The organism is Streptomyces sp. WM6378 (genome assembly GCF_001279695.1).
In the GTDB taxonomy this organism is placed as follows: Bacteria; Actinomycetota; Actinomycetes; order Streptomycetales; family Streptomycetaceae; genus Streptomyces.
In genome coordinates this window covers 20267-39194 of sequence record NZ_LGDD01000309.1, presented here as the reverse complement: position 1 = coordinate 39194, position 18928 = coordinate 20267, and the positions used below count along the sequence as shown (strand labels likewise).

Sequence of the window (18928 nt, the reverse complement as noted above, 5' to 3'; positions counted from 1 at the left end):
GGAGCTCCGCTCATGATCCCCATACGCACTTCCCTCCGGCGTGCCCTGCGCCGGACCGCGCTCACGGCAGCGCTCGCCTCGGCCGGAGTCCTGGCCGCCGCCGGAGTGGCCTTCGCGCACGTCACCGTCCACCCCGGCAGTTACGCGAAGGGCGCCACGGACGGCGTCCTGACCTTCCGCGTCCCCAACGAGGAGGACAACGCGAGCACCACGAAGGTCCAGGTCTTCGTGCCCACCGACCACCCCGTGCTGGGCGTCCTCGTCACTCAGACGCCGGGCTGGACCGCCCAGGTGGCGACCGCCAAGCTCAAGACCCCCGTCAAGACCGACGACGGCACCATCACCGAGGCCGCCTCGGAGATCACCTGGACCGGCGGCAAGATCGATCCCGGCCAGTACCAGGACTTCAACGTCGCCTTCGGCCAACTGCCCGACGACACCGACCAGCTGTCGTTCAAGACCCTGCAGACCTACTCCGACGGCAAGACGGTCCGCTGGATCGACGAGGCCAAGCAGGGCCAGCCCGAACCGGCGAACCCGGCGCCGGTCCTGAGCCTCACCAAGGCGGTGACCGGGGACAGCGGGGCGGCCCCCGCGTCCCCGAGCGTCTCGCCCGCCGCCCCCAAGGCCGCCACCGCGTCGTCCAGTGACGGCACGGCCCGTGGTCTGGGCATCGCGGGACTGGTCGTCGGCGTGCTGGGTCTGGCCGCCGCCGTGATCGCGATCCGTCGCGGACACCGGTCGCCACAGGTCTGACCCGACGGTGGTCCGCCCCGTCCCGGTGAACCGGTTACGGGGCGGACCACCGCGCTCCTGTGACCCGCGCCACCCGGGCGGCCCGGAACCCGCGCCCCCGACGGGCCGACTCCTCGAAGGGCGCGCGGTGCCGGAGTGCCGCCGACACCGCGCGACTTGGGGGAGAATGGTGAGCTGGCGTCAGCGGACGGGCCTCCCGGTCCCGACGGCGACCACCCTCCGCAGATGGGGAAGTTCCCCGGCATCGGGCGAGCAGGTCGGCCGCATGACTCACCTGCCACTCGCCGACTGGCTGGGCGCGGTGGCCGGACTCCCATCGGCGGTCGTCGCCCTCGGCATCGCCCTGGTGCCCTCGGCGACGGCCTGCTGCCAGGCGGCGTCGCGCAGCAGGCGCAGGCCGTTGAGGCCGACGATGACGGTGGAGCCTTCGTGGCCGAGGACGCCGAGCGGCAGGGGCAGGGTGCCGGCGAACACCTCATCGCCCAACTCCTTTGCCACGGGGAGCGGTTCACCGGTGATGGTCGCCTGGTCGACGTCGCTGGCCCCCTCCAGGACCCGGCCGTCGGCGCCGACGCGCTCCCCGGGGCGTACGAGAATCGTGTCACCGACCGCCAACTCCTGGACCGCGACGGGCTGTTCGCCCCGGTCGGCATCGAGCCGGGTGGCGGTGGCGGGCGCCAGGTCGAGCAGGCAGCGCACCGAGTCGGCGGTCCGTGCGGTGGCCAGAGCCTCCAGGGCACCGGAGGTGGCGAGGCTGTGGCCGCGGCTGCCCAGCGGGCCTCCGGCAGTGCGAAGGCCCGGGTGCGGCGCCGGGGCGCGGCGGTTTCGAGGGCGGGTGCCGCCTGGACCGGCGACGAAGTGAGTGTGGAGGTCATGACGGGGGCGGTCCTTCATGGGGGCTCAGTGGGCGCCACGGCGTACGGGCGCAGGAGCGCGCCTGGGCTAGCTCTTCACCATGCAGGAACACGTGAACACTCATTCATGATTTCATGTCCGTAGGATGGAGGGCATGGGCCACGGAGCTGACGACAAGAACGCCGCCACTGCACGCGACCGCCTCGAAGCAGTGGGCGCCGCCGATGTCGCCGCCACCCTCCAGGCCCTCGCCACCCCGTCCCGGCTGCGGATCCTGGCCCGCCTCCAAGAGGGCCCCTGCGCCGCGACCGAGCTCGCCGGCGCCGTCGGAATGGAGCAGTCGGCCTGCTCCCACCAGCTGCGCCTGCTGCGCAACCTCGGTCTGGTCACCGGCGAGCGGCACGGCCGTTCGGTGATCTACGCGCTGTACGACAACCATGTGGCCGAACTGCTTGACCAGGCGCTCTTCCACGTGGAGCACCTGCGCCTCGGCCTGCGCGACACCCCCGCCACCGCCGCTCGGGCCGACCGGACTCCGACCGCCTCCGTGCGCTGACGCCGCTCAGCACGGCGCGTCGCGAACGTCGGCCTTCAGGCCGTGGGCGTCTCATGGGCGGGCGGGCCGATGGCCGAGCCAAGTACCGCGTTGTTGGGCAGGAGCATCTTGCCGTCGTCGGTGTGGAGTTGGACGAACAGCAGGGTCATGTCGGTCACTTCGCCCTCGATGCGGCCGCCCAGCGGACCCGACTGGACGCTGATCCGCTCGCCGATCGTGAACGGGTGCGCGACCAGGAGGACCAGGCCCGCGAAGATATTGCCCAGGACCGGCTGGGCGGCGATGCCCAGAATCACTCCGGTCAGCGCACCGCCGACCAGCAGCTTCTCCCACGGCACCCGGACCAGGCTCAGCGCGCCCAGGATCACCAGGGCATAGCCGGACAGGAGGCATATCACTCGCAACGCGGCGGACCGGTTGTCGCTGATCCGGCCGGTCAGCAGTTTCACCAGGTCGTCCGTGGCCCCGCGCACCGCGATCAGCGCCCCCACCAGGAAGACGCCGGCGCTGATGCCGGCGACGACCCGGGACGTCACGGACTGGTGGCTGTCCGGGTTCCCGAGCAGGCCGCCGAAGGTGAGCGACACGACGAGCCCGCCGAGGGCGAGCGACGTTGTGATGACAGCGCGCCTGGTCCGGATCACCCCGCGCCAGTGCACGTGATGCCCAACGGCGGTGCTGCCTGCGGTCTTGTGGTCGTGGTTCACCGATGAGCCCCCTGTGGTGCGGATGTTCGCGGAGCAGAGTAACCGTGCCCGGGGTGGCAGTCGGGCGGCAGTGTCCACTTGGCGGGCGCAGGTGGCAATGACTCCGAGCGGGGATGCTCATAGACGGTCGCCCGTGTCAAGAGTTCACCAAGTAGTTGCGTGATCGCGCAAGAAGGGGGTTATGCTTCTGGAGGTTTGAAGAGGGCACCTCGTTCGGTGAGGCGTCTGTACGGACACAGGCCACTGACCCCACGACGTCGAGAGACGCCCAGGGTCAGGACAGGTCTCCCCGACTTAAGGGGTGACTCCAAGTGGCTTCCCCGGTAGGGGGATTACGCCGTGCAGTGCCAAAGCTCTGACGAGTTGGGGTGAACCGGGATGGGCCCGGTCCGCTCCTTGCCGCGTCGTCCAGCACCCGCGTGTGCTCCGGCCGGAAGGAGGCGAGAGACGTGGACTGTAGTTGCAGTAGTCCGGGCCACAGTCGGCCCCGCATCCGATCGACCTCGCCCGTCCTCGGCACGCGATAACGACACTCCCTGCGCACACTTCTTTTCACCCGCACCCGTACGGCCTCTGGCCGTCCCGGGCGGCCGGGCTGCTTCGGTGTGCCGTACGTGACTGCCGCGTGCCCCCATGTTCTCCCCCTGCCAGGGGAATTGGGAGGCTCACCATGACCACCGCACCCACCAGGCCCGTCATTCCGGAGCCCCGCACTGCCGTACTGGACGACGCCCACGTCGGCGACATCCGCGGCGCGCTCGGCACCATCAAACTGGACGACCACGGCGAGCGCCGGGGACTGTCCGCCAAGCTCAAGACGCTCCTTGCGATAGTCGGCCCGGGCCTGATCGTGATGGTCGGCGACAACGACGCCGGCGCCTTCGCCACCTACGGCCAGGCCGGGCAGAACTACGGCACCAGCCTGCTGTGGACCCTGCTCCTGCTGATTCCGGTGCTCTATGTGAACCAGGAGATGGTGCTGCGCCTGGGTGCGGTCACCGGCGTCGGGCACGCCCGCCTGATCCTGGAGCGGTTCGGGAAGTTCTGGGGCGCGTTCAGTGTCATTGACCTGTTCCTGCTCAACGCGCTGACCCTCGTTACCGAGTTCATCGGTATCACGTTGGCCGCGGGGTATCTGGGGCTGCCCAAGGCGACGTCGGTGATCCTGGCCGCCGCGGTCATCATCGCCTCGGCGTTCACCGGGTCCTTCCGCCGGTTCGAGCGCATCGCGATCTTCCTGTGCGCGGGTTCGCTGCTGCTGGTTCCGCTGTACTTCATCATTCACCCGGCCTCTTCACAGATGGCACACGACTTCGTGGTGCCCAACATGCCGGGCGGATCAGGGGAGTTGGCGACGGTGATGCTGTTGATCATCGGCATCGTGGGCACGACGGTGGCGCCGTGGCAGCTGTTCTTCCAGCAGTCGTACGTCATCGACAAGCGGATCACCCCGCGCTTCATGAAGTACGAGAAGGCCGACCTGTGGATCGGCATAGCCATCGTCATCATCGGCGCCGCCGCGGTCATGGGCATGGCCGCCGCTGCGTTCGCCGGGACCAACGGCTTCGGCAACTTCGACGACACCGCCGGTGTCGCGGCCGGCATCGAGGCCCACGCCGGCAAGGTTGCCGGCGTGCTCTTCGCCGTGGCCCTGCTGGATGCCTCGATCATCGGAGCGTTCGCGGTCTCGCTCTCCACCGCCTACGCCATCGGTGACGTGTTCGGCATGAAGCACTCCCTGCACCGCGGGGTCAAGGGCGCCAAGGGCTTCTACGCCATCTACGCCGGCCTGGTGGCCGTGGCCGCCACGATCGTACTGATCCCCGGCTCCCCGCTCGGCCTGCTCACCCAGGGCGTGCAGACCCTGGCCGGAGTCCTGCTGCCCTCCGCGTCCGTCTTCCTGCTGCTGCTCTGCAACGACAAGGCCGTCCTTGGCCCCTGGGTCAACGGTCCCAAGACCAACGCCTTCACCGCAGCGGTCGTCGGCGTCCTGGTCACCCTCTCCGTCATCCTGACCGCCTCCGTCCTGTTCCCCGACATCACCGCGAACGCGATCCTCGACATCATGGCCGCCTGTGGGGTGGCCGGAGTCCTGGCGGCCGGGTACTCCTTCACCCGGCGGCGCACCGGCACCAAGGAAGACCCCATCGACCGCACCGGCCGCGACGGTTGGCGGATGCCACCCCTGGAGACACTCACCAGGCCGACCATGTCCACCACCCGCAAGATCGGCATGGGCGCCCTGCGCACCTACCTGCTGATCGCGATGATCCTGGTCGTCATCAAAATCGTCCAGGTCGCCCTCGGCCAGTAAGCCCCGCGCGGGGCGGCGACCAACGCCGCCCCGCGGGCCGGAGCGCCAGACCGCCCCCAACTCCCCTTCGACAAGGGAGGATTCCATGCGCTTTCTCCAGTACGTCACGAGACTGACCTCGTCGGCCGTCCGGCGTGTCGCCCCTCCAGGATGCGCCTGTCCGTCGCTGCCCCTGACGCTGTTCGACGGCACCCCGCGCACCTATCTCCTGAACGACCCGGCCGACTGCACCGGCCCGCACGCCCGGCACGCCGCCTACCACCCCCGCGTCCACCTCGCCTACCTGCTCGCCCGTCAGGGCCGCGAAGCGCGTTGGGTGGCCCAGTTCACCGATCTGCCGCTGACGGCCGCCCAACGCATCAGCCGAGCCGCCACCGCCACCCCGTCCCCTTCCGCCCGCGCCCTGCGCCCCGCACGGAGGTGAGTCGCCCATGTCCGTCCTGACCGCCATCCACTTCCCCGTCCGCCACGCCACACCCCGCAAGCACGGTGCCGTACGCGCACGGCTCACCAGCATTCTGCGGCGCCTCGCCGACAGCCCGCTGGACAGCACCGTCATCCGCGCGGCTCCCGGCCCGGCGGCAGTGCGAACCACTACGGGGCGTGCCCGGAGCGGCTCAGCCCCGCACGCCCACTGGCACCCCGCCACCGGCCCCGACGGCCGACGTCACCTCGAAGCCACCTGGCACTAGCCCCGGCTCCCGGTCCGGCAGGCGGCAACGCCCATGAGCGCCCCGGAGCCCTTCGCCCGGCACGGGGCTGCCCGCTTCAAGCTGCCCGCACCGATCCGCTGGGGGCGGCTTCACTTCCCTGGGGCCCGATGCCCGCAGCGCGCACTATGCCCCTGTGCTGACCCGACAGGAGGGGACATGCCCTTGAACTACCGATTGGTCCACCGAGTTCACCGCGATCTGCTGACCGCACCCACGGGGGCGCGGTGGTCACGTGGGGCCCGGCCGCCCGTACCGCAGTCGGCCTCCCGGCCCGAAGCCGCAGAACTTCCCAAGGCCCCGGTGCACCGTGTGGGCGGCCTGGTCGTCGACTGCGGAACCCGCCGCGTCTCCGCCGAAGGGTGCCAACTGCAGCTCACCTGCATGGAGTTCGAGCTGATCGCCCATCTCGCCGCGCACCCGGACCGCGTCTACACCCGCCAGCAACTGATGGAACTCGTCTGGCAGCAGCGTCCCATGGGCGACATGCGCACCGTCGATGCCCACATCGCCCGCCTGCGCCGCAAACTCGGCCCCGGTCACCGGACTCTGATCCGCACCGTACGGCAGGTCGGTTACGCCCTCGACCCGTCACCCGCCGCGGCGCCACCCACGACCGAACACTGACCCGTCCCCCCTAGCCGACGCCCGGCGAAGGGTATGTCTCAAGGAGGTGCCACGTGCGATTCCTGCGCCGCGTACGGGCGAGGAGGGCGGGGCGGCCCGCCCCTTCGGCGTCGTCCCTTTCCAACGTCCACAGCGACTACGACCGGCGTGCGGAGATCAAAGTACGGGCACTGTGAGCGCTGGCCCTCACTGCGCCCAGTGCACATCTGCTTGGCTTGAACATCAGCCGCCACGACACGGCCACCGCGCATCTGAGACTTGCGATCGCCCTGGACGGCCCGGGAACCGCACCCCTGGACCGCTGGTGGATCAGCTGTCCCGGGAACCCGGCGTGCGCGACCTGCACTGGCGCCAGCACCGTGAACCCAACGCCCGGATGCGCAAGCCCCAGTCGACAAGGAGGCCCTTCCATACACACTGCCACGGAGCCCGACATCATCCTCCCGGCCCTCGCGGCGGCCGTGCCGCTGAAGGACGCCGAAGTGGGTTCGGCGGTAGCCGTGTTGAAGGCGCTGGCCGGCTCCATCCGGTTACGACTGCTCCAGGCACTGGATCATCGGGAACTCTCGGTGGGAGAGCTGACGGAGCAAGTGGGTGCGCGCTACGCCGCATGCTGCGTCTCGCCTCACCGGGACTGCGCCCCGGGATTACGGGGTTTCTGCTCGGCGCATCCGTCGCCGTTCTCGTCATGACGGCCGTCCTGGCACACCGGCACCGGAGGATCGTTGCCCGCCACAGCCCCTCCGTGTCGCCGGAGTCGGTTGACGCGTCCTGGTTCACCGCCCGGACCCTGGACGGCTTCCCGATGGAGGCTGTTCGCCCCTTGCTGCTGGGCCCCGATGCCCCGGACCTCAACCGTCTCTACACGGCGTGGGTCCTGGCACTCCACGGCCACGACACCGCCTGGATCGTCGGACGCCTCGGCCTGCCGCACAACGTCGCAGCCCTCCTGGTCGACGCGGCCCACGCACACCAAGACCGCGACTGATGCCAGGCCGCGGAGGGGCATGGGCGCCTGCCGAATCCCGGCGACGGCGGCCACACAGGCACGTGGGCGAGGGCAGCCGCGAGTCCTCGGCCATCGTGCTGCGGTGGGATGCCTGCCCTCCACGCGGTGAGCGCGGCCTGCCGCAGGGTGTCCGCGCGGGCGGCCAGGCCGGCACGGAGCACGTCGGCGGAGGCCGCCACCAGATCCGGCGCCTCCTCGGCCAGGTGGTGGGCGGCGAGCCGCACGGCGCGGCGTTCCGGTGGAAGGCCGTGGTCGTTCATGCCACGGCGTCCCGTTCGTCTTCGGTGGCGGTTGGGTCCAGGTGCCAGTGCAGGTCGTGGATGCCGGGTTCGAGCGACAGCCGGGCGATGAGCTGTTCCAGGGCGCGGGCGGGGTCGCCGCCGACTGCGACGACTGCCCGCAGTTCGGTGGTGTCGTCGTCCTCGCGGCGCACGCGCAGGCCGGTGGGGGTGAGTCCGCTGCTCGCCATGGACTGCAGGAGCAGGGCGCGGATGTGGGCGTCCTCGCTGCGGTCGCACACGAGGTGGACGGTGGCGCGTACCCCTTCGGTGTCGGGGTCATGCTGGGGAACCCGGTCGATGAGCCGTCCGGCGGGCCGCAGCGCCAGGTGGACGGCGAGGACCGCGCCCGTGCCGATCAGGGCCAGTTCCAGGTGGCTGGAGGCTGCCAGGACTCCGACGGCGGCCGAACACCACAGGGTGGCCGCGGTGTTGAGGCCGCGTACGGAGGCGCCGTCGCGCAGGATGACGCCACCGCCGAGGAAGCCGATGCCGGAGACGACGTAGGAGGCGACTCTCGTCGGGCTGCCCGCGTCGCCGACCGCCTCGCTGTAGAGGACGAACAGGGTCGCACCGGCTGCCACCAGCGCATTGGTGCGCAGTCCCGCCATGCGGGCACGCCACTGCCGCTCGATACCGATCAGGGCCCCGCAGCCGACACCCACGGCGAGCCGCAGGGCGAAGTCGAAGGTAGTCAGGTCAGCCATGGCGGCCTCCTATCGCCCCTTGCCGGCAGGGTGGCCGACCAGACAAGGCGCACAACGGACTGGCGTTACAGCGTGTCGGAAAGGTGTGTGGACAGACGGATGCGGGGCCGATGCCGGCCCTGTCTACTGTGACTGTCATCCATGCGCCCCGCCTCCTCACCGGCTCCAGGCTCCTACGGGGAGCTTCTGGGGCGCAGTTCGGTCCTCGTGTGAGGCTGAAGCGCCTGCCTGTTCTTGAACCGAATCCCATGGACGGTCACCGAAAGCTGCTGAGGATGCTCGCCGTGATCGCGGGCATCCTCGGTGCCATCGCCATCGGGGCGGTGATCGCTGCGCGGATGGCGTGAAAGACCGCAGGGAGCGAGACCGCCCCCTCACGCCCCATACCATAAGAAGCACAGGCCCGCCCACGCTCGTCGCCGAACGCTGGGGCGGGTCAGGCGCTCTCCCGGTCCCCGCCGGGAGAGGGGTGCTGCTACTTCCCGTGCTTCCAGATGCGGTGCTTGGCGTCCCAGCGGTCCGCCTTCTTGTCGACGGCCACGTCCCAGCCGAGGTGACGGTGCAGGCCGTGGTCCCCCTTGTTCCTCGTGTGCGTCTCGGGCTCGCAGGAATCCGCACGCTTGGTACGAAGTGCATCTTCGAGCCGCCTCGGCCGGGATCGACGAGATCCCGGCGGTTCCCGCCTGACCGGATGACCTGACGGTCCGCTCGCTGACGGCGGGTTCACCCTTGACCTCCCTGCTGGGGTCGCTGTAAGGGAGGAGCGGCGCCTCTGAGGGGTATTCATCGGCCCATGGGTTCGTATCCTGTCGGGTGGGTGTGGGATGTTACGGCTGAGGTGAGGGTTTGGCGGTCGGTTCGCGCCGGCGCTGGGCGCTGTCGCTGATGCGGATCAGCAGGGCCACCATCAGCCAGTTGGCGACCATGGAGGAGCCGCCCTTGGCGAGGAACGGCAGGGCCTTGCCGGTTAGCGGGATCAGGCCCATGACGCCGCCCGAGACGACGAATACCTGGAGCAGGAGCGCGCTGGACAGGCCGACCGCCAGGAGTTTGCCGAACGGGTCGCGGGCCAGGACGCCGATGCGCAGTCCGCGCTGCGCGAGGAGGCCGTACAGGAGCAGGACGGCCATCACCCCGGCCAGGCCGAGCTCTTCACCGACGGTGGTGAGGATGAAGTCGCTGTTGCCTGCGAACCCGATGAGTTCGGGGTGGCCCTGGCCGAGGCCGGTGCCGGTGATGCCGCCGCTGCCGAAGCTGAACAGGGCCTGGCCGAGCTGTTCGGAGATCCCGGCCTTCTGCCCGGCGGGCGTGAAGGCATCCATGGGGTGCAGCCAGGCCACCACTCGGCCGTGGACGTGCGGCTCCATCGAGCCGACCACCCCGGCCCCGACCACGGCCATGAGCAGGCCGCACACCACCCAGCTGGTGCGCTCGGTGGCCATGTACAGCATGATCACGAAGAGGCCGAAGAAGATCAGGGACGTACCGAGGTCTCGCTCGAAGATGAGCACCAGCAGGCTGAGCACCCAGATCGTCGCGATCGGCGCCATCTGCCGGCCGGGCGGCAGCCTCATGCCGAGGAGGCGTCGGCCGGTCAGGGCGAGCGCGTCGCGGTTGACCGTGAGATAACCGGCGAAGAACACCGCGATCATGATCTTCACGAATTCGCCGGGCTGCACGGACAGCGGCCCCAGCATGATCCACCGCTTGGCGCCGAACTGGTCGGCGCCGAAGAACGCCGGAGCCATCAGCAGTACCAGGGCGACCGCCATCATCAGATACAGGTACCGCTGCAACCAGCGGTGATCACGCAGGATGACCAGCACGCCGACGCAGACGGCCACCCCGATGACCGTCCACATCAGCTGGCCGCTGCCGGCCTGGGGGATCCTCAGGCGGGGCTCGGCCGCGTAGGTGATGTCGAGCCGGTACATCAGCACCAGGCCGAGCCCGGTCAGCAGCAGGGCGAGCGGCAGGAGCAGTGGATCGGCCCTCGACGCCCAGCGCCGCACCGCCAGGTGCGGCACCAGCGCGAGCAGGAAGACGGCGGCGGCGAACCCGGGCAGCCCCGAGGGCAGCCGGCCGTCCATGGAGAGACCGGTGCAGGTGTAGCCGCCGACGGTGATCAGTACGACGAAGCCGAGCAGCCATGCCTCGGCGCGCCGCCGGTTGGGCGCCTGCGCGAGCGCCGCGAACGACATCGTGTGCCCGTAGTCGTCCTCGGAGCCCGCACCCATTGCAGACCGAGATCGGGTCACGTTCGCCACTCTCCGCACGAAAACCTCCCACCCTGAAAGAGCCACAGCCCCGGGTGCATGGCTACGCCGTTGCTCGCGATGCCAACGCATCGAAGGACGGCGGGCGGCCTGAGCCGGTTCCGGGTGTGGCTCTCTTCATAGACACTTGCTAAGTTGCGCCATTATGCAACTAATCGCGACCACAATACGGCCCGCCGTCCGAAGCGGCGGACACCGGGTGAGCCGCCTAACGACGGAGCACCTGGCGCTGGGAAGGCGCTGCTGCCCTCTTGCCCGCTCCCGCGACACCCGGCCCGCCAGGCGGGTCTAGCGTGAACCGGGTTGGGGCCCCAGCGCGAGCCGGGAGCGAGGGGCGGTCGGCATGGCATGGAGTGCGGCTGAGGTGAAGGAGCTGACCGCGGGAACGGCCGTGTCCTGCTGGGAGTTGGACGTTCCGGCGCTGTTCTCGTCGCCGTCCTGGGCGGGCTGTACGGCTGGGGGGCGCTGCGTCTGGAACGGCGCGGTGTGCGCTGGCCGCTGGTTCGTTGTGCTGCATTCGTGCTGCTGGGGCTTGGCGCGCTCGTGGTGGCGACGATGTCTGCGCTCGCTGTGTACGGCCGCGCGCTGTTCTGGCCGGCCGCGGTCCAGAACGTGCTCCTCGACCTGATCGCACCACTCGGCCTCGCGCTCGGCGACCCGCTGCAGCTGGCTGCTCGCGCGTTACCCGACCGCGCGGCACAGCGGGTCCGGCGGGCGACGACCGGGCTCCTGGTGCGGCTGCTCACGTTCCCGCTCGTCAGCACCGTCCTGGTGCACGCATCCGGTACGCGGGGCACTGGTCTTCCTCGACGGCATCGTCGACGCCCTGCCGGGCATCGTGGTGATGGCTGGCAGCACCTTGATCGCGGGCGACTGGTGCCGGCACCACGCGCCGTCCTGGGCGCCCGATGCCCACCATGACCAACAGCTCGGCGGCGGCGCGATGCTCAGCATCGCCGAACTGGTCGCGGTGCCCTTCCTGCTCGCGATCCTGGTCCAGTGGGCCCGCGCCGACCGCGCGGAGGCGGCTGCGCTGGACCGCCGCCTTCAGACGGAACTCACCCCCTCACCCGCCCTTCCTGGGCAGCCACAGGGGCAGAACGTGGACCTGGTCCGCCCTTGGTGGGAATCCGAGGACAGCGAGATCGCCGAACGTATCCGCCGACAGCGCCCACGTGGGTAGCAAGGCGTTCCGGTCGTCATCCACGGCGTAAAGTGCCGGTTGCAGACTGGGCTTGAGGTTCACGACCGCCGCCCCCGCAGCCCCCTGCGGGTCTTACATAGGTGGCATCCCCTTGCCGGATGCCCCTTTTTCCTTTGGGCTCGGGCCGTCGGGTGTGGGCCGGGAGGTGCGGGTGATGAGCCAGTTGGCTCCGCGGGCCGCGAGCGCACGGCGGCGCTGCCAGCGCGAGCGCGGCGGGATGATCACGTCCGCTCCTGCGGTGGCGAGGGCTATGGCGGAGAGCCTCTGGGCGGCGCGTGCGAGATCGGCAGCCAGCTGCTCCCTGCGAGGGCCGGGGCCGGTGAGGCGCAGGGCCGTGTAGAGGCCCTCTATCTGGGCCATGGCCGCCCCAATGCGCAGGTTCGCGCTGCCCGTTGACGGAAGCTGTTCCTGTGGCAATTGCACCCCTCGGCGTTGACGGTTACACCCGAGAGGGTTGCCCAGTTGCGTAATCCGGCAATCATCTGGATGTGATCATGCGCCAGGAAGTCGTGCCGAACGAGCAGGTGCCCAGGTGCTGCGGGGAGTCCGGCGGCGGTCTAGCGGCCGGTGATCCGGCAGGGCACGACCAGGTCTTCCGTCAGGTGGTAGGCGGCACAGACTCGGTGGTAGCCGTCGGCGATGACCAGCGGAGTACCGGAGACCAGGAGCACGGGGGAGAGCTTCTTGCCGGACTTGACCTTCTGGATGTTGTGCTTGACGTGGATGTTGTCGGCAGGCAGCAGCGGCAGAGTCGAGGCCCGCATGATGTCCTTCGCCTTCTTCGTCTGGGTGGGGGCCGTGCGCAGGGCGTCGACGATGCGCTTCACCTCGTCCGCGTTGAGCAACAGGCTGAGGTAGTCGGCCGCCGCCGGAAAATCGTGCTCCTCGGGCTCCTGGAGCCACAGCTTCGTCCACTCCACGGCGCTGCCCCCTGTCCTGGTCGAGCACCACAACCGAGGGGGAAAGTCTAGAACGGGCACGCCCAACTCGTTCCTGGCGTGCGGCACTTCGTCGGAGGGCGTCAGTGGTGTGAGCTGCCTGGCCGGTCGGCGGTCACGTGGCGTCGGGGTCGAACACGTGTCGCGTCGGCGGCGTTGCTTGTGCGCCCTTGGCCAGTGAGCCGGCACCCGGCGCCCGGCCGTCGGCTGTGTCGCGCACGGCGGCCGTGATCTCCGCCAGTTCGGGGCGCGGGTCGAGGGCGCTGCGGATCTCCTCCACCCCGGCGAGGCTGTCGCCGTCCAGCACGTGTTTGCGTACGAAGGTCTTCGGGTGGAGGTCCTCGAACTCGAAATCCTTGAACTCCGGGCCGAGTTCTGAACGGAGGTCCTGTTTGGCGCTGTCCGCGAAGGCCCGCACCTTGCGCAGGACGCCGGTCGCGTTGCGGATGAACTCGGGCAGCTTGTCCGGCCCGAAGATGAAGATCGCGACGATGGCGATGGTGACCACTTTCATCGGGCTCAGTTCACTGAACATCCGCTCGCTCCTTGATCGACAAAGCGCCCGCACGCCGCGAGCACGGCGAGCCACACCCTCAACACTTTAAAGGTTGCGCAAGTAGGGAACCATCCGGTGTCGCGGTTCGTCCTCCCAGCCGTAGTAGAGGAACCACTGCGTGTTCAGCCCGGCGGAATCCGGAGGTTCTGGCATGAGTGCAGAGTTCGGCGCGTCCGCCCCTCCCGCGGGTGAGCCGGGGGCCAGGATGGGGGGCGGCGCCCGTCGAGTCGCTGACGGATATCGCCCACCCTGAGGGGCGTTTCGACCGTGCCCTCGCTCTGCTTCCGCGTCCTGGCCGGCAAGGCGCATGGCGTCTTCCTGACCGCACTCGGCATCTGTCTGATCGTGCTGCCGCTCGCGCATATCCTCACCCCGAGCGGGACGGTCGAGCTGATCGGCGGCAACTGCACCAACGTGACGAGCGGAGTCGGGGCCTGCATCGCGGCGGGAGGCACCCTGCATCCGGTGCGCGCGAACCGCAGGCGCTCCCGTATGTAGGGGGAGTGGTTGCGGCTGGCCCGTGAGACGCACCGCCTGCTCCACCGCGTGTACGCGAGCCAGGTCCGTGAGCTGGAACACGACTGCGGGGGTGGTGTGGAGCTGTGGCCAGGGCCGGAGTGAAGCAGTTCGCGCCGCGCCGTCCGCGGTTACCGGCCCGTCCGGCACGGATCAGCCCGAGGGCTTCAGGCGGCCAGTCCGGGCAGCCACCCCGGGTTAGTGACTCTCGTCACAGCCGTGATGCTTGCGAGATTGCGTAAGTCTGCAACTAATGGGGTGGGCGGCTCGTCTTCCTCTGCGGTAACGGCATGAGGGGTGGCCGTATTGGGGTCGCGGGAGGGGAGCCTCTCGGACTGAGTCATGAGGGACGGGTGCATGCAGCAGCGATCTCCGGCCGTGCCGGGCGGCAATCCACCACGCCGGGGCCCCGGTGGTGGCACGCCCGTACAGGGGGAGCGGCCAGTGCCCGATTCTGTGCCGCCGGGAGTGTCCGCCGGGCATCGGTCCGGCCCGGCCCGCGGCCGAGGGCCCACGCGTTCGGCCCTGGCGCTGGCCCTGCTGGTCCCGCCGCTGGTGGGTGCCTGTGTCGATGCCGTAGGTGGTTCCGGTTCCGGATGGGGGCTGCTGGTGGGCGGTGTGGCCGGTGCGGCCGCGTCGGCCGTGCTGGGGGTGAGGCGAAAGGCTCTGTCGTGGGTGGCGCCGCTGCCTGCCCTGGTGGTCGCCGCGCTGGCCGCGGCCGTGCACCTGTTGACCGGGCCTTCCAGCTCCGGCGGCAAGTCGACGTCCACGGACCTGATCCGGTGGGCGGTAGCCGCCTTCCCCGCCATGGCCGCCGCAGAGTGCACGGTACTGGCCGTGCTGGCGGTACTCGGCCTCCAGTCCCTGCGCAGCAGGAGGCGCGACCATGCCTGACAACCCTTCCTCCCGCCCGCAGAACCGCCGCCGCAAGTCGTCGCCCGGCTCACCGGCCGACGGCCGTACCCGCCGACCGCGGTGGGTCCTCGCCCTGCGCGCCATGGTGTGGCTGACCTCCGCCGTCGTGCTCATCGCCTGTGGCGTGACGTGGTTCGCGTACCGGTCACTGACGAACGGCCTCACTACGTCGGATGCCCTGGACGCCGTGAAGAAGAACGCGCCCAAGCACCTGGACAGTTCGGTGAACCTCTTGCTGATAGGCCTCGATTCACGCAAGGACATGGACGGCAACGACCTGCCCAAGGAGTTCGTCCAGGACCAGTTGCACGCAGGGTCCAGCGATATCGGCTACTACAACACCAACACGCTGATCCTGATGCACATCCCGGCGGACGGCGGCAAAGTCAGCGCGTTCTCCATTCCCCGGGACGACTACGTGGAGACCCTCAACGGCGACGGCTCCTCCCAGGGCGAGCACAAGATAAAGGAGGCGTACGCCAACGCCTACACCGGCGCCAGCGAACGCCTGTCCAAGCAGGGCATCAAAGGCCCGGACCTCGAAGGCAAGAGCCGCGAGGCCGGGCGCGAGGCGACGCTCGCCACCGTGCAGCAGTTCACCGGCGTGCCGATCGACCACTTCGCCGAGGTCAACCTGCTCGGCTTCTACGACATCGCCAAAGTCCTTCAGCCCATCACCGTCTGCCTCAAGCACCCGGTCAAGGACCGCTATTCCGGCGCGGACTTCCCGGCCGGGGTACAGAAGGTCGACGCCAAGCAGGCCCTCGCCTTCGTCCGCCAGCGCCACGGCCTCGACAACGGCGACCTCGACCGCACCCGCCGCCAGCAGGCATTCATCTCCAGCGTCACCCACCAGCTCAAGGACGAGGGCCTCTTCGGCGACCTCGGCAAGCTGCAGGGGCTGTTCGGGGTCGTGAAGAAGGACCTGGTCCTCGACAGTGCCTGGCACGTACTGGACTTCGCTCAGCAAGCACCCAACCTCACCGGCGGCAACGTCGAGTTCCACACCCTGCCCATCACCGGATTCGCCACCCGCAAGGGCGAATCGGTCAACCTCGTCGACGCCGAGAAGATCAAAGCAATCGTTCAGCAGACCTTCGGCCCCAGCCCCGCCTCGTCCGCCGCGCCCGATGACGGCGACTCCAAGGCCGGCGCGAAGGCCGCGCCGGCCACCGTGGACGTCCGCAACGGCAACGGCACCGGCGGTCTCGCCGACACCGAGCTCAACGCCCTGACCGCACTCGGCTACACCGCGGGACAGACCGGCAACGCGCCCGCCCAGGCCCACACCACCGTGGCCTACGGGGCAGGCGCACAGCAGGCCGCCCAGCAGATCGCGTCCCGCCTCAAGTCGGGTACGGCCACCGCCAGCTCCGCCATTCCGGCCGGACACGTCCGCGTCACACTGGGCCGCGACTACACACCCCCGAACAGCAAGGCGCCTGCGCCCGCTCCCAGCGACTCCGCCTCCGCGGCGGACAGCGGGGACAGCGGGCCGGCGGTGAAGGCCGGTGGCGTGCCCTGCGTCAACTGACCCGGCGCTTCCGGCGTGCGCCCCCCAGGAAAGGGCATCACAGGCGGCAGAGGGACAGGTAAGTCCAGTACACAGCGGGGAGGAAGAGGAGTGAACGACAGGGTCAGCGGAGTGGTCCGCTGGTTCAACCAGGCCAAGGGGTACGGGTACATCGACGGGGACGACGGCCGTGAGGTCCTGGTCCGCCGCGAAGCCATCGAAGGCGCAACCTTCCTCACCGAAGGACTGCGCGTCACCTACGTGGCGGTGACCGGCTCCGGCGAGCTCCATGCCGAACACGTCCACCTAGCAGAGCGCGTCCGCATGGCCGAATGAGCCCCCTTGGGACCCGCCGCCATCGGCGGGTCCCAAGGCTCCGCCCGGCGCCGACGAGCCATGTTCATGCGCCCGCACAGGGGCAGCACGCGATGCCTCCGTGCCATCGTTGTGGCGCGGCAGAAATCCGGCCGCGTCCGGGGACGCCGGATGCCTGGCGGCAATAATCCGTTGCACGGTTGCGTAACTATCTGGAGCCCGCGCAGGGCGTCTCCCTGTAAGACGGCAAGTGCCGTGCCTACACTGAGGCTGCCCCCGGGCACGGGACGTGACCGGGACGCGACGGGAGGGTGGACGAGATGGCAGCGGGCAGCGGCGAGCGCATGGACCCGACCGCGGAGGTCCTGGCGGACGCCGCAGCGGCGTTCGGCCTGCTGGCTTCGCCCGCGCGCCTGCACATCGTGTGGGCGCTGGCGCAGGGCGAGAGCGATGTGTCGGGGCTCGCGGAGCGGCTGGGCGGCGCGCTCCCTGCGACGAGCCAGCACCTGGCGAAGCTGAAACTCGCCGGCCTCGTGGGCTCACGCCGCGAAGGACGTCGCCAGATCTACTACGTGGACGACCAGGACATCGTCGCCGTCGTGCAGTTGATGGTGCGTCAGCTGAGGCGGACCGCCGATGAGGCCCCTGAACGTCTCCTGTGTTCTGTGGGGTCCTGAGGCCGGGAGCCGTTCGACCTCCGTCGGCAATGCAGGGGAGCTAGTGGAGCTTGAGAGTGAACTGGCCGACTGGCTGCGGGGTGGAGCCGGCCCCGGTTGCGGCACCGGGGCCGGGCCTGGGGCCGTGACGGCTACCAGTCGCCGCCGCCGAAGTCGCCTCCCGAGTCACCGCCGAACCCGCCGCCGCCAAAACTTCCGGAGAAGTCGGCCGGGTTGAAGTCGGAGCCGCTGGACTCGCCGCCGCCGGGCAGGCTTTCGGGCCCGGCGAAGCCCGGTTCGGCGAACGCGCTCGGCGCGCTGATGAGGCCGCCGAGCACGGTGCCCACGAGGAGGCCGCCGAGGATGCCGCCGGCGGCGCCGCCGAAGTAGCCGCCCGCCCAAGGGGCGTAGGCGGGCCCGGCGTTCCAGTACGGCTGCGGGCCCTGGTCGGTGTGGACCGTGCGGGCTTCGGGGTCCTGCCCGGAGTTGACGCGTGCGGTGTCGTCGGCGCAGGCCGGAACCGGGCGCGGGCTGCCCCCGGGCGGGGCCCACTGAACGTCGGTCACCGAAGGGCCGTGCCGGGGGTCGAAGAAACACGGCAGTCGGCGCTCGGGCAGAAGTCGGCCGCCGCGCCTGGCTTCCAAGGTGGCCAGGGCGAACCGGCCGTCGGCGAGCGTCTCGGTCACCGCCTGGATGTCCTGCGGCACACGGGCCGCCGCCGTCTGCTCCTTCGCCTTGTCGTAGGCATCGAGGGCGTGCTCGTAATCCTTGCGCATGGCGTCGGTGGCGCCGGACTCGGAGGGCGTGAAGGCGAGTCGGTCGAGTTCTTCGCCGTAGGCGGTGATGTCCTCGTCCACCACGGTGCGCAGGGCGTCCAGTTCGGCGCGCTCGCGCTCCTCACGCTTCTTCCGCGACCGCCTCAGAATGGCGTATCCGGCGCCGCCGCCCACCACGAGCACCCCGCCGACGGCGAGCCAGGCGGCAGTGGCGGAGCCGTCCTCGCCCCCGCCCGACCAGGAGCCGGGTGCCTTGCCCTTGGCCTGGTGGAGGGCCTGGTCGACGAAGGCGTTCAGCTCCGTCTTCGCGTCCGGAGGCGAGGACCGCTTGACGGCGCCCACCAGGTTCTCGACGGCGTTCTTGGCCATCACCTGCCGATCGGCTCCCGCGTTGAAGCCGTCGCCGAGCCGGATCGCGTACAGCCCGGTGATGCCGGTGAGCGAGCGCACGTCCTTCAGGACGGAGCCGGAAGGGAATTCGGCGCTCTGCGGCAGGACGGCCACGAAGACGGGCTTACCCGCGTCCTTGATCTTCTTCGCGAGCGCCTCGGCATCCGGCTTCGGCAGCTGGGCCTCGGCCCGCGGATCGACGTAGACCGGGCTCTTCTTGAGTGCGTCGGCCACCGTCGCCGTGCCGCTCGCGGCATGTGCGGGAACGGGGATGAGCGCGGCGGCCAGGGCGAGCAGCGACGCGGCCAGAGCCGTGGCCCAGCTCGGTCGTGCGGCCCGGGGGTAGGCGGGCAT

Annotated in this window: 21 protein-coding genes, 2 pseudogenes and 1 riboswitch; of the genes and pseudogenes, 15 read left to right on the top strand and 8 right to left on the bottom strand. The window is 70.1% G+C overall.

Annotated features, from left to right (window positions below):
• The first annotated feature begins 12 nt into the window (after positions 1-12).
• Positions 13-756 (top strand): YcnI family protein, encoded by a 744-nt coding sequence (locus ADK54_RS30010; RefSeq protein ID WP_053728885.1) that lies wholly within the window; start codon positions 13-15, stop codon positions 754-756.
• Positions 757-1212: 456 nt separating this feature from the next.
• On the opposite strand, the pseudogene ADK54_RS30005 reads toward ADK54_RS30010, so the two are convergent.
• Positions 1213-1631: pseudogene (locus ADK54_RS30005) on the bottom strand (hypothetical protein); the annotation flags it as partial.
• 134 nt (positions 1632-1765) lie between these two features.
• Here ADK54_RS30005 and ADK54_RS30000 point away from each other — a divergent pair.
• On the top strand, positions 1766-2167 hold the full coding sequence (locus ADK54_RS30000; RefSeq protein ID WP_053728937.1) for an ArsR/SmtB family transcription factor: 402 nt from the start codon (positions 1766-1768) through the stop codon (positions 2165-2167).
• A gap of 35 nt (positions 2168-2202) precedes the next feature.
• Here ADK54_RS30000 and ADK54_RS29995 read toward each other — a convergent pair whose 3' ends face one another.
• Positions 2203-2874 (bottom strand): mechanosensitive ion channel domain-containing protein, encoded by a 672-nt coding sequence (locus ADK54_RS29995; protein WP_053728883.1) that lies wholly within the window; start codon positions 2872-2874, stop codon positions 2203-2205.
• Positions 2875-3075: 201 nt separating this feature from the next.
• A riboswitch (M-box (ykoK) riboswitch) is annotated at positions 3076-3249 on the top strand.
• Positions 3250-3544: 295 nt separating this feature from the next.
• Between ADK54_RS29995 and ADK54_RS29990 the strand changes: the two genes are divergently transcribed.
• The 6 genes from ADK54_RS29990 (at position 3545) to ADK54_RS29970 (ending at position 7513) form a co-directional block, all read left to right on the top strand.
• Positions 3545-5188, top strand: coding sequence for an NRAMP family divalent metal transporter (locus tag ADK54_RS29990; RefSeq protein WP_053728882.1), 1644 nt, complete (start codon positions 3545-3547; stop codon positions 5186-5188).
• Positions 5189-5273: 85 nt separating this feature from the next.
• Positions 5274-5612, top strand: coding sequence for a hypothetical protein (locus ADK54_RS29985; RefSeq protein ID WP_234392254.1), 339 nt, complete (start codon positions 5274-5276; stop codon positions 5610-5612).
• A gap of 7 nt (positions 5613-5619) precedes the next feature.
• On the top strand, positions 5620-5880 hold the full coding sequence (locus tag ADK54_RS45175; RefSeq protein ID WP_053728881.1) for a hypothetical protein: 261 nt from the start codon (positions 5620-5622) through the stop codon (positions 5878-5880).
• Positions 5881-6057: 177 nt separating this feature from the next.
• Entirely contained in the window at positions 6058-6525 is a 468-nt protein-coding gene (locus ADK54_RS29975; RefSeq protein WP_053728880.1) for a winged helix-turn-helix domain-containing protein, read from the top strand.
• A gap of 53 nt (positions 6526-6578) precedes the next feature.
• The gene (locus ADK54_RS48375; RefSeq protein WP_267887051.1) at positions 6579-6701 is read left to right on the top strand and encodes a hypothetical protein; all 123 of its coding nucleotides are present in this window, start codon (positions 6579-6581) and stop codon (positions 6699-6701) included.
• Between the two features lie 434 nt (positions 6702-7135).
• On the top strand, positions 7136-7513 hold the full coding sequence (locus tag ADK54_RS29970; protein WP_053728879.1) for a hypothetical protein: 378 nt from the start codon (positions 7136-7138) through the stop codon (positions 7511-7513).
• 277 nt (positions 7514-7790) lie between these two features.
• Here ADK54_RS29970 and ADK54_RS29965 read toward each other — a convergent pair whose 3' ends face one another.
• Entirely contained in the window at positions 7791-8519 is a 729-nt protein-coding gene (locus ADK54_RS29965; RefSeq protein WP_053728878.1) for an MgtC/SapB family protein, read from the bottom strand.
• Positions 8520-8629: 110 nt separating this feature from the next.
• On the opposite strand from ADK54_RS29965, the gene ADK54_RS48900 reads away from it, so the two are divergent.
• A complete protein-coding gene (locus ADK54_RS48900; protein ID WP_107090649.1) occupies positions 8630-8866 on the top strand; it encodes an SGM_5486 family transporter-associated protein in 237 nt (78 codons plus the stop codon).
• 480 nt (positions 8867-9346) lie between these two features.
• On the opposite strand, the gene ADK54_RS29960 is transcribed toward ADK54_RS48900, so the two are convergent.
• Entirely contained in the window at positions 9347-10720 is a 1374-nt protein-coding gene (locus tag ADK54_RS29960; RefSeq protein WP_053728935.1) for an FtsW/RodA/SpoVE family cell cycle protein, read from the bottom strand.
• Positions 10721-11138: 418 nt separating this feature from the next.
• Between ADK54_RS29960 and ADK54_RS29955 the strand changes: the two are divergent.
• Positions 11139-11978 (top strand): annotated as a pseudogene (locus ADK54_RS29955) (cytochrome c oxidase assembly protein).
• Between the two features lie 93 nt (positions 11979-12071).
• On the opposite strand, the gene ADK54_RS43905 reads toward ADK54_RS29955, so the two are convergent.
• The 3 genes from ADK54_RS43905 to ADK54_RS29945 form a co-directional block, all read right to left on the bottom strand.
• Positions 12072-12359 (bottom strand): hypothetical protein, encoded by a 288-nt coding sequence (locus tag ADK54_RS43905; RefSeq protein WP_199827059.1) that lies wholly within the window; start codon positions 12357-12359, stop codon positions 12072-12074.
• Between the two features lie 197 nt (positions 12360-12556).
• Positions 12557-12919: a hypothetical protein gene (locus ADK54_RS29950; protein WP_053728877.1), complete on the bottom strand. Its 363-nt coding sequence runs from the start codon at positions 12917-12919 to the stop codon at positions 12557-12559.
• Positions 12920-13052: 133 nt separating this feature from the next.
• Positions 13053-13472 carry a sec-independent translocase gene (locus ADK54_RS29945; protein ID WP_053728876.1) on the bottom strand — a complete coding sequence of 140 codons (420 nt, stop codon included), beginning with the start codon at positions 13470-13472 and terminating at the stop codon, positions 13053-13055.
• Between the two features lie 288 nt (positions 13473-13760).
• On the opposite strand from ADK54_RS29945, the gene ADK54_RS29940 reads away from it, so the two are divergent.
• The 5 genes from ADK54_RS29940 (at position 13761) to ADK54_RS29920 (ending at position 17429) form a co-directional block, all read left to right on the top strand.
• Positions 13761-13991 carry a hypothetical protein gene (locus tag ADK54_RS29940; RefSeq protein ID WP_053728875.1) on the top strand — a complete coding sequence of 77 codons (231 nt, stop codon included), beginning with the start codon at positions 13761-13763 and terminating at the stop codon, positions 13989-13991.
• Between the two features lie 462 nt (positions 13992-14453).
• Positions 14454-14903, top strand: a complete 450-nt coding sequence (locus ADK54_RS46315) for a DUF6542 domain-containing protein (RefSeq protein WP_159047934.1) — start codon at positions 14454-14456, stop codon at positions 14901-14903.
• The gene (locus ADK54_RS29930) at positions 14896-16458 is read left to right on the top strand and encodes an LCP family protein (RefSeq protein WP_078966740.1); all 1563 of its coding nucleotides are present in this window, start codon (positions 14896-14898) and stop codon (positions 16456-16458) included. Before ADK54_RS46315 ends, ADK54_RS29930 begins: the two co-directional genes overlap by 8 nt.
• Positions 16459-16548: 90 nt before the next feature.
• Positions 16549-16773: a cold shock domain-containing protein gene (locus tag ADK54_RS29925; RefSeq protein WP_053728873.1), complete on the top strand. Its 225-nt coding sequence runs from the start codon at positions 16549-16551 to the stop codon at positions 16771-16773.
• A gap of 299 nt (positions 16774-17072) precedes the next feature.
• Positions 17073-17429 (top strand): ArsR/SmtB family transcription factor, encoded by a 357-nt coding sequence (locus ADK54_RS29920; RefSeq protein ID WP_053728933.1) that lies wholly within the window; start codon positions 17073-17075, stop codon positions 17427-17429.
• A gap of 131 nt (positions 17430-17560) precedes the next feature.
• Here the strand turns inward: ADK54_RS29920 and ADK54_RS29915 are convergent, their stop codons facing one another.
• Entirely contained in the window at positions 17561-18928 is a 1368-nt protein-coding gene (locus ADK54_RS29915) for a hypothetical protein (protein ID WP_053728872.1), read from the bottom strand.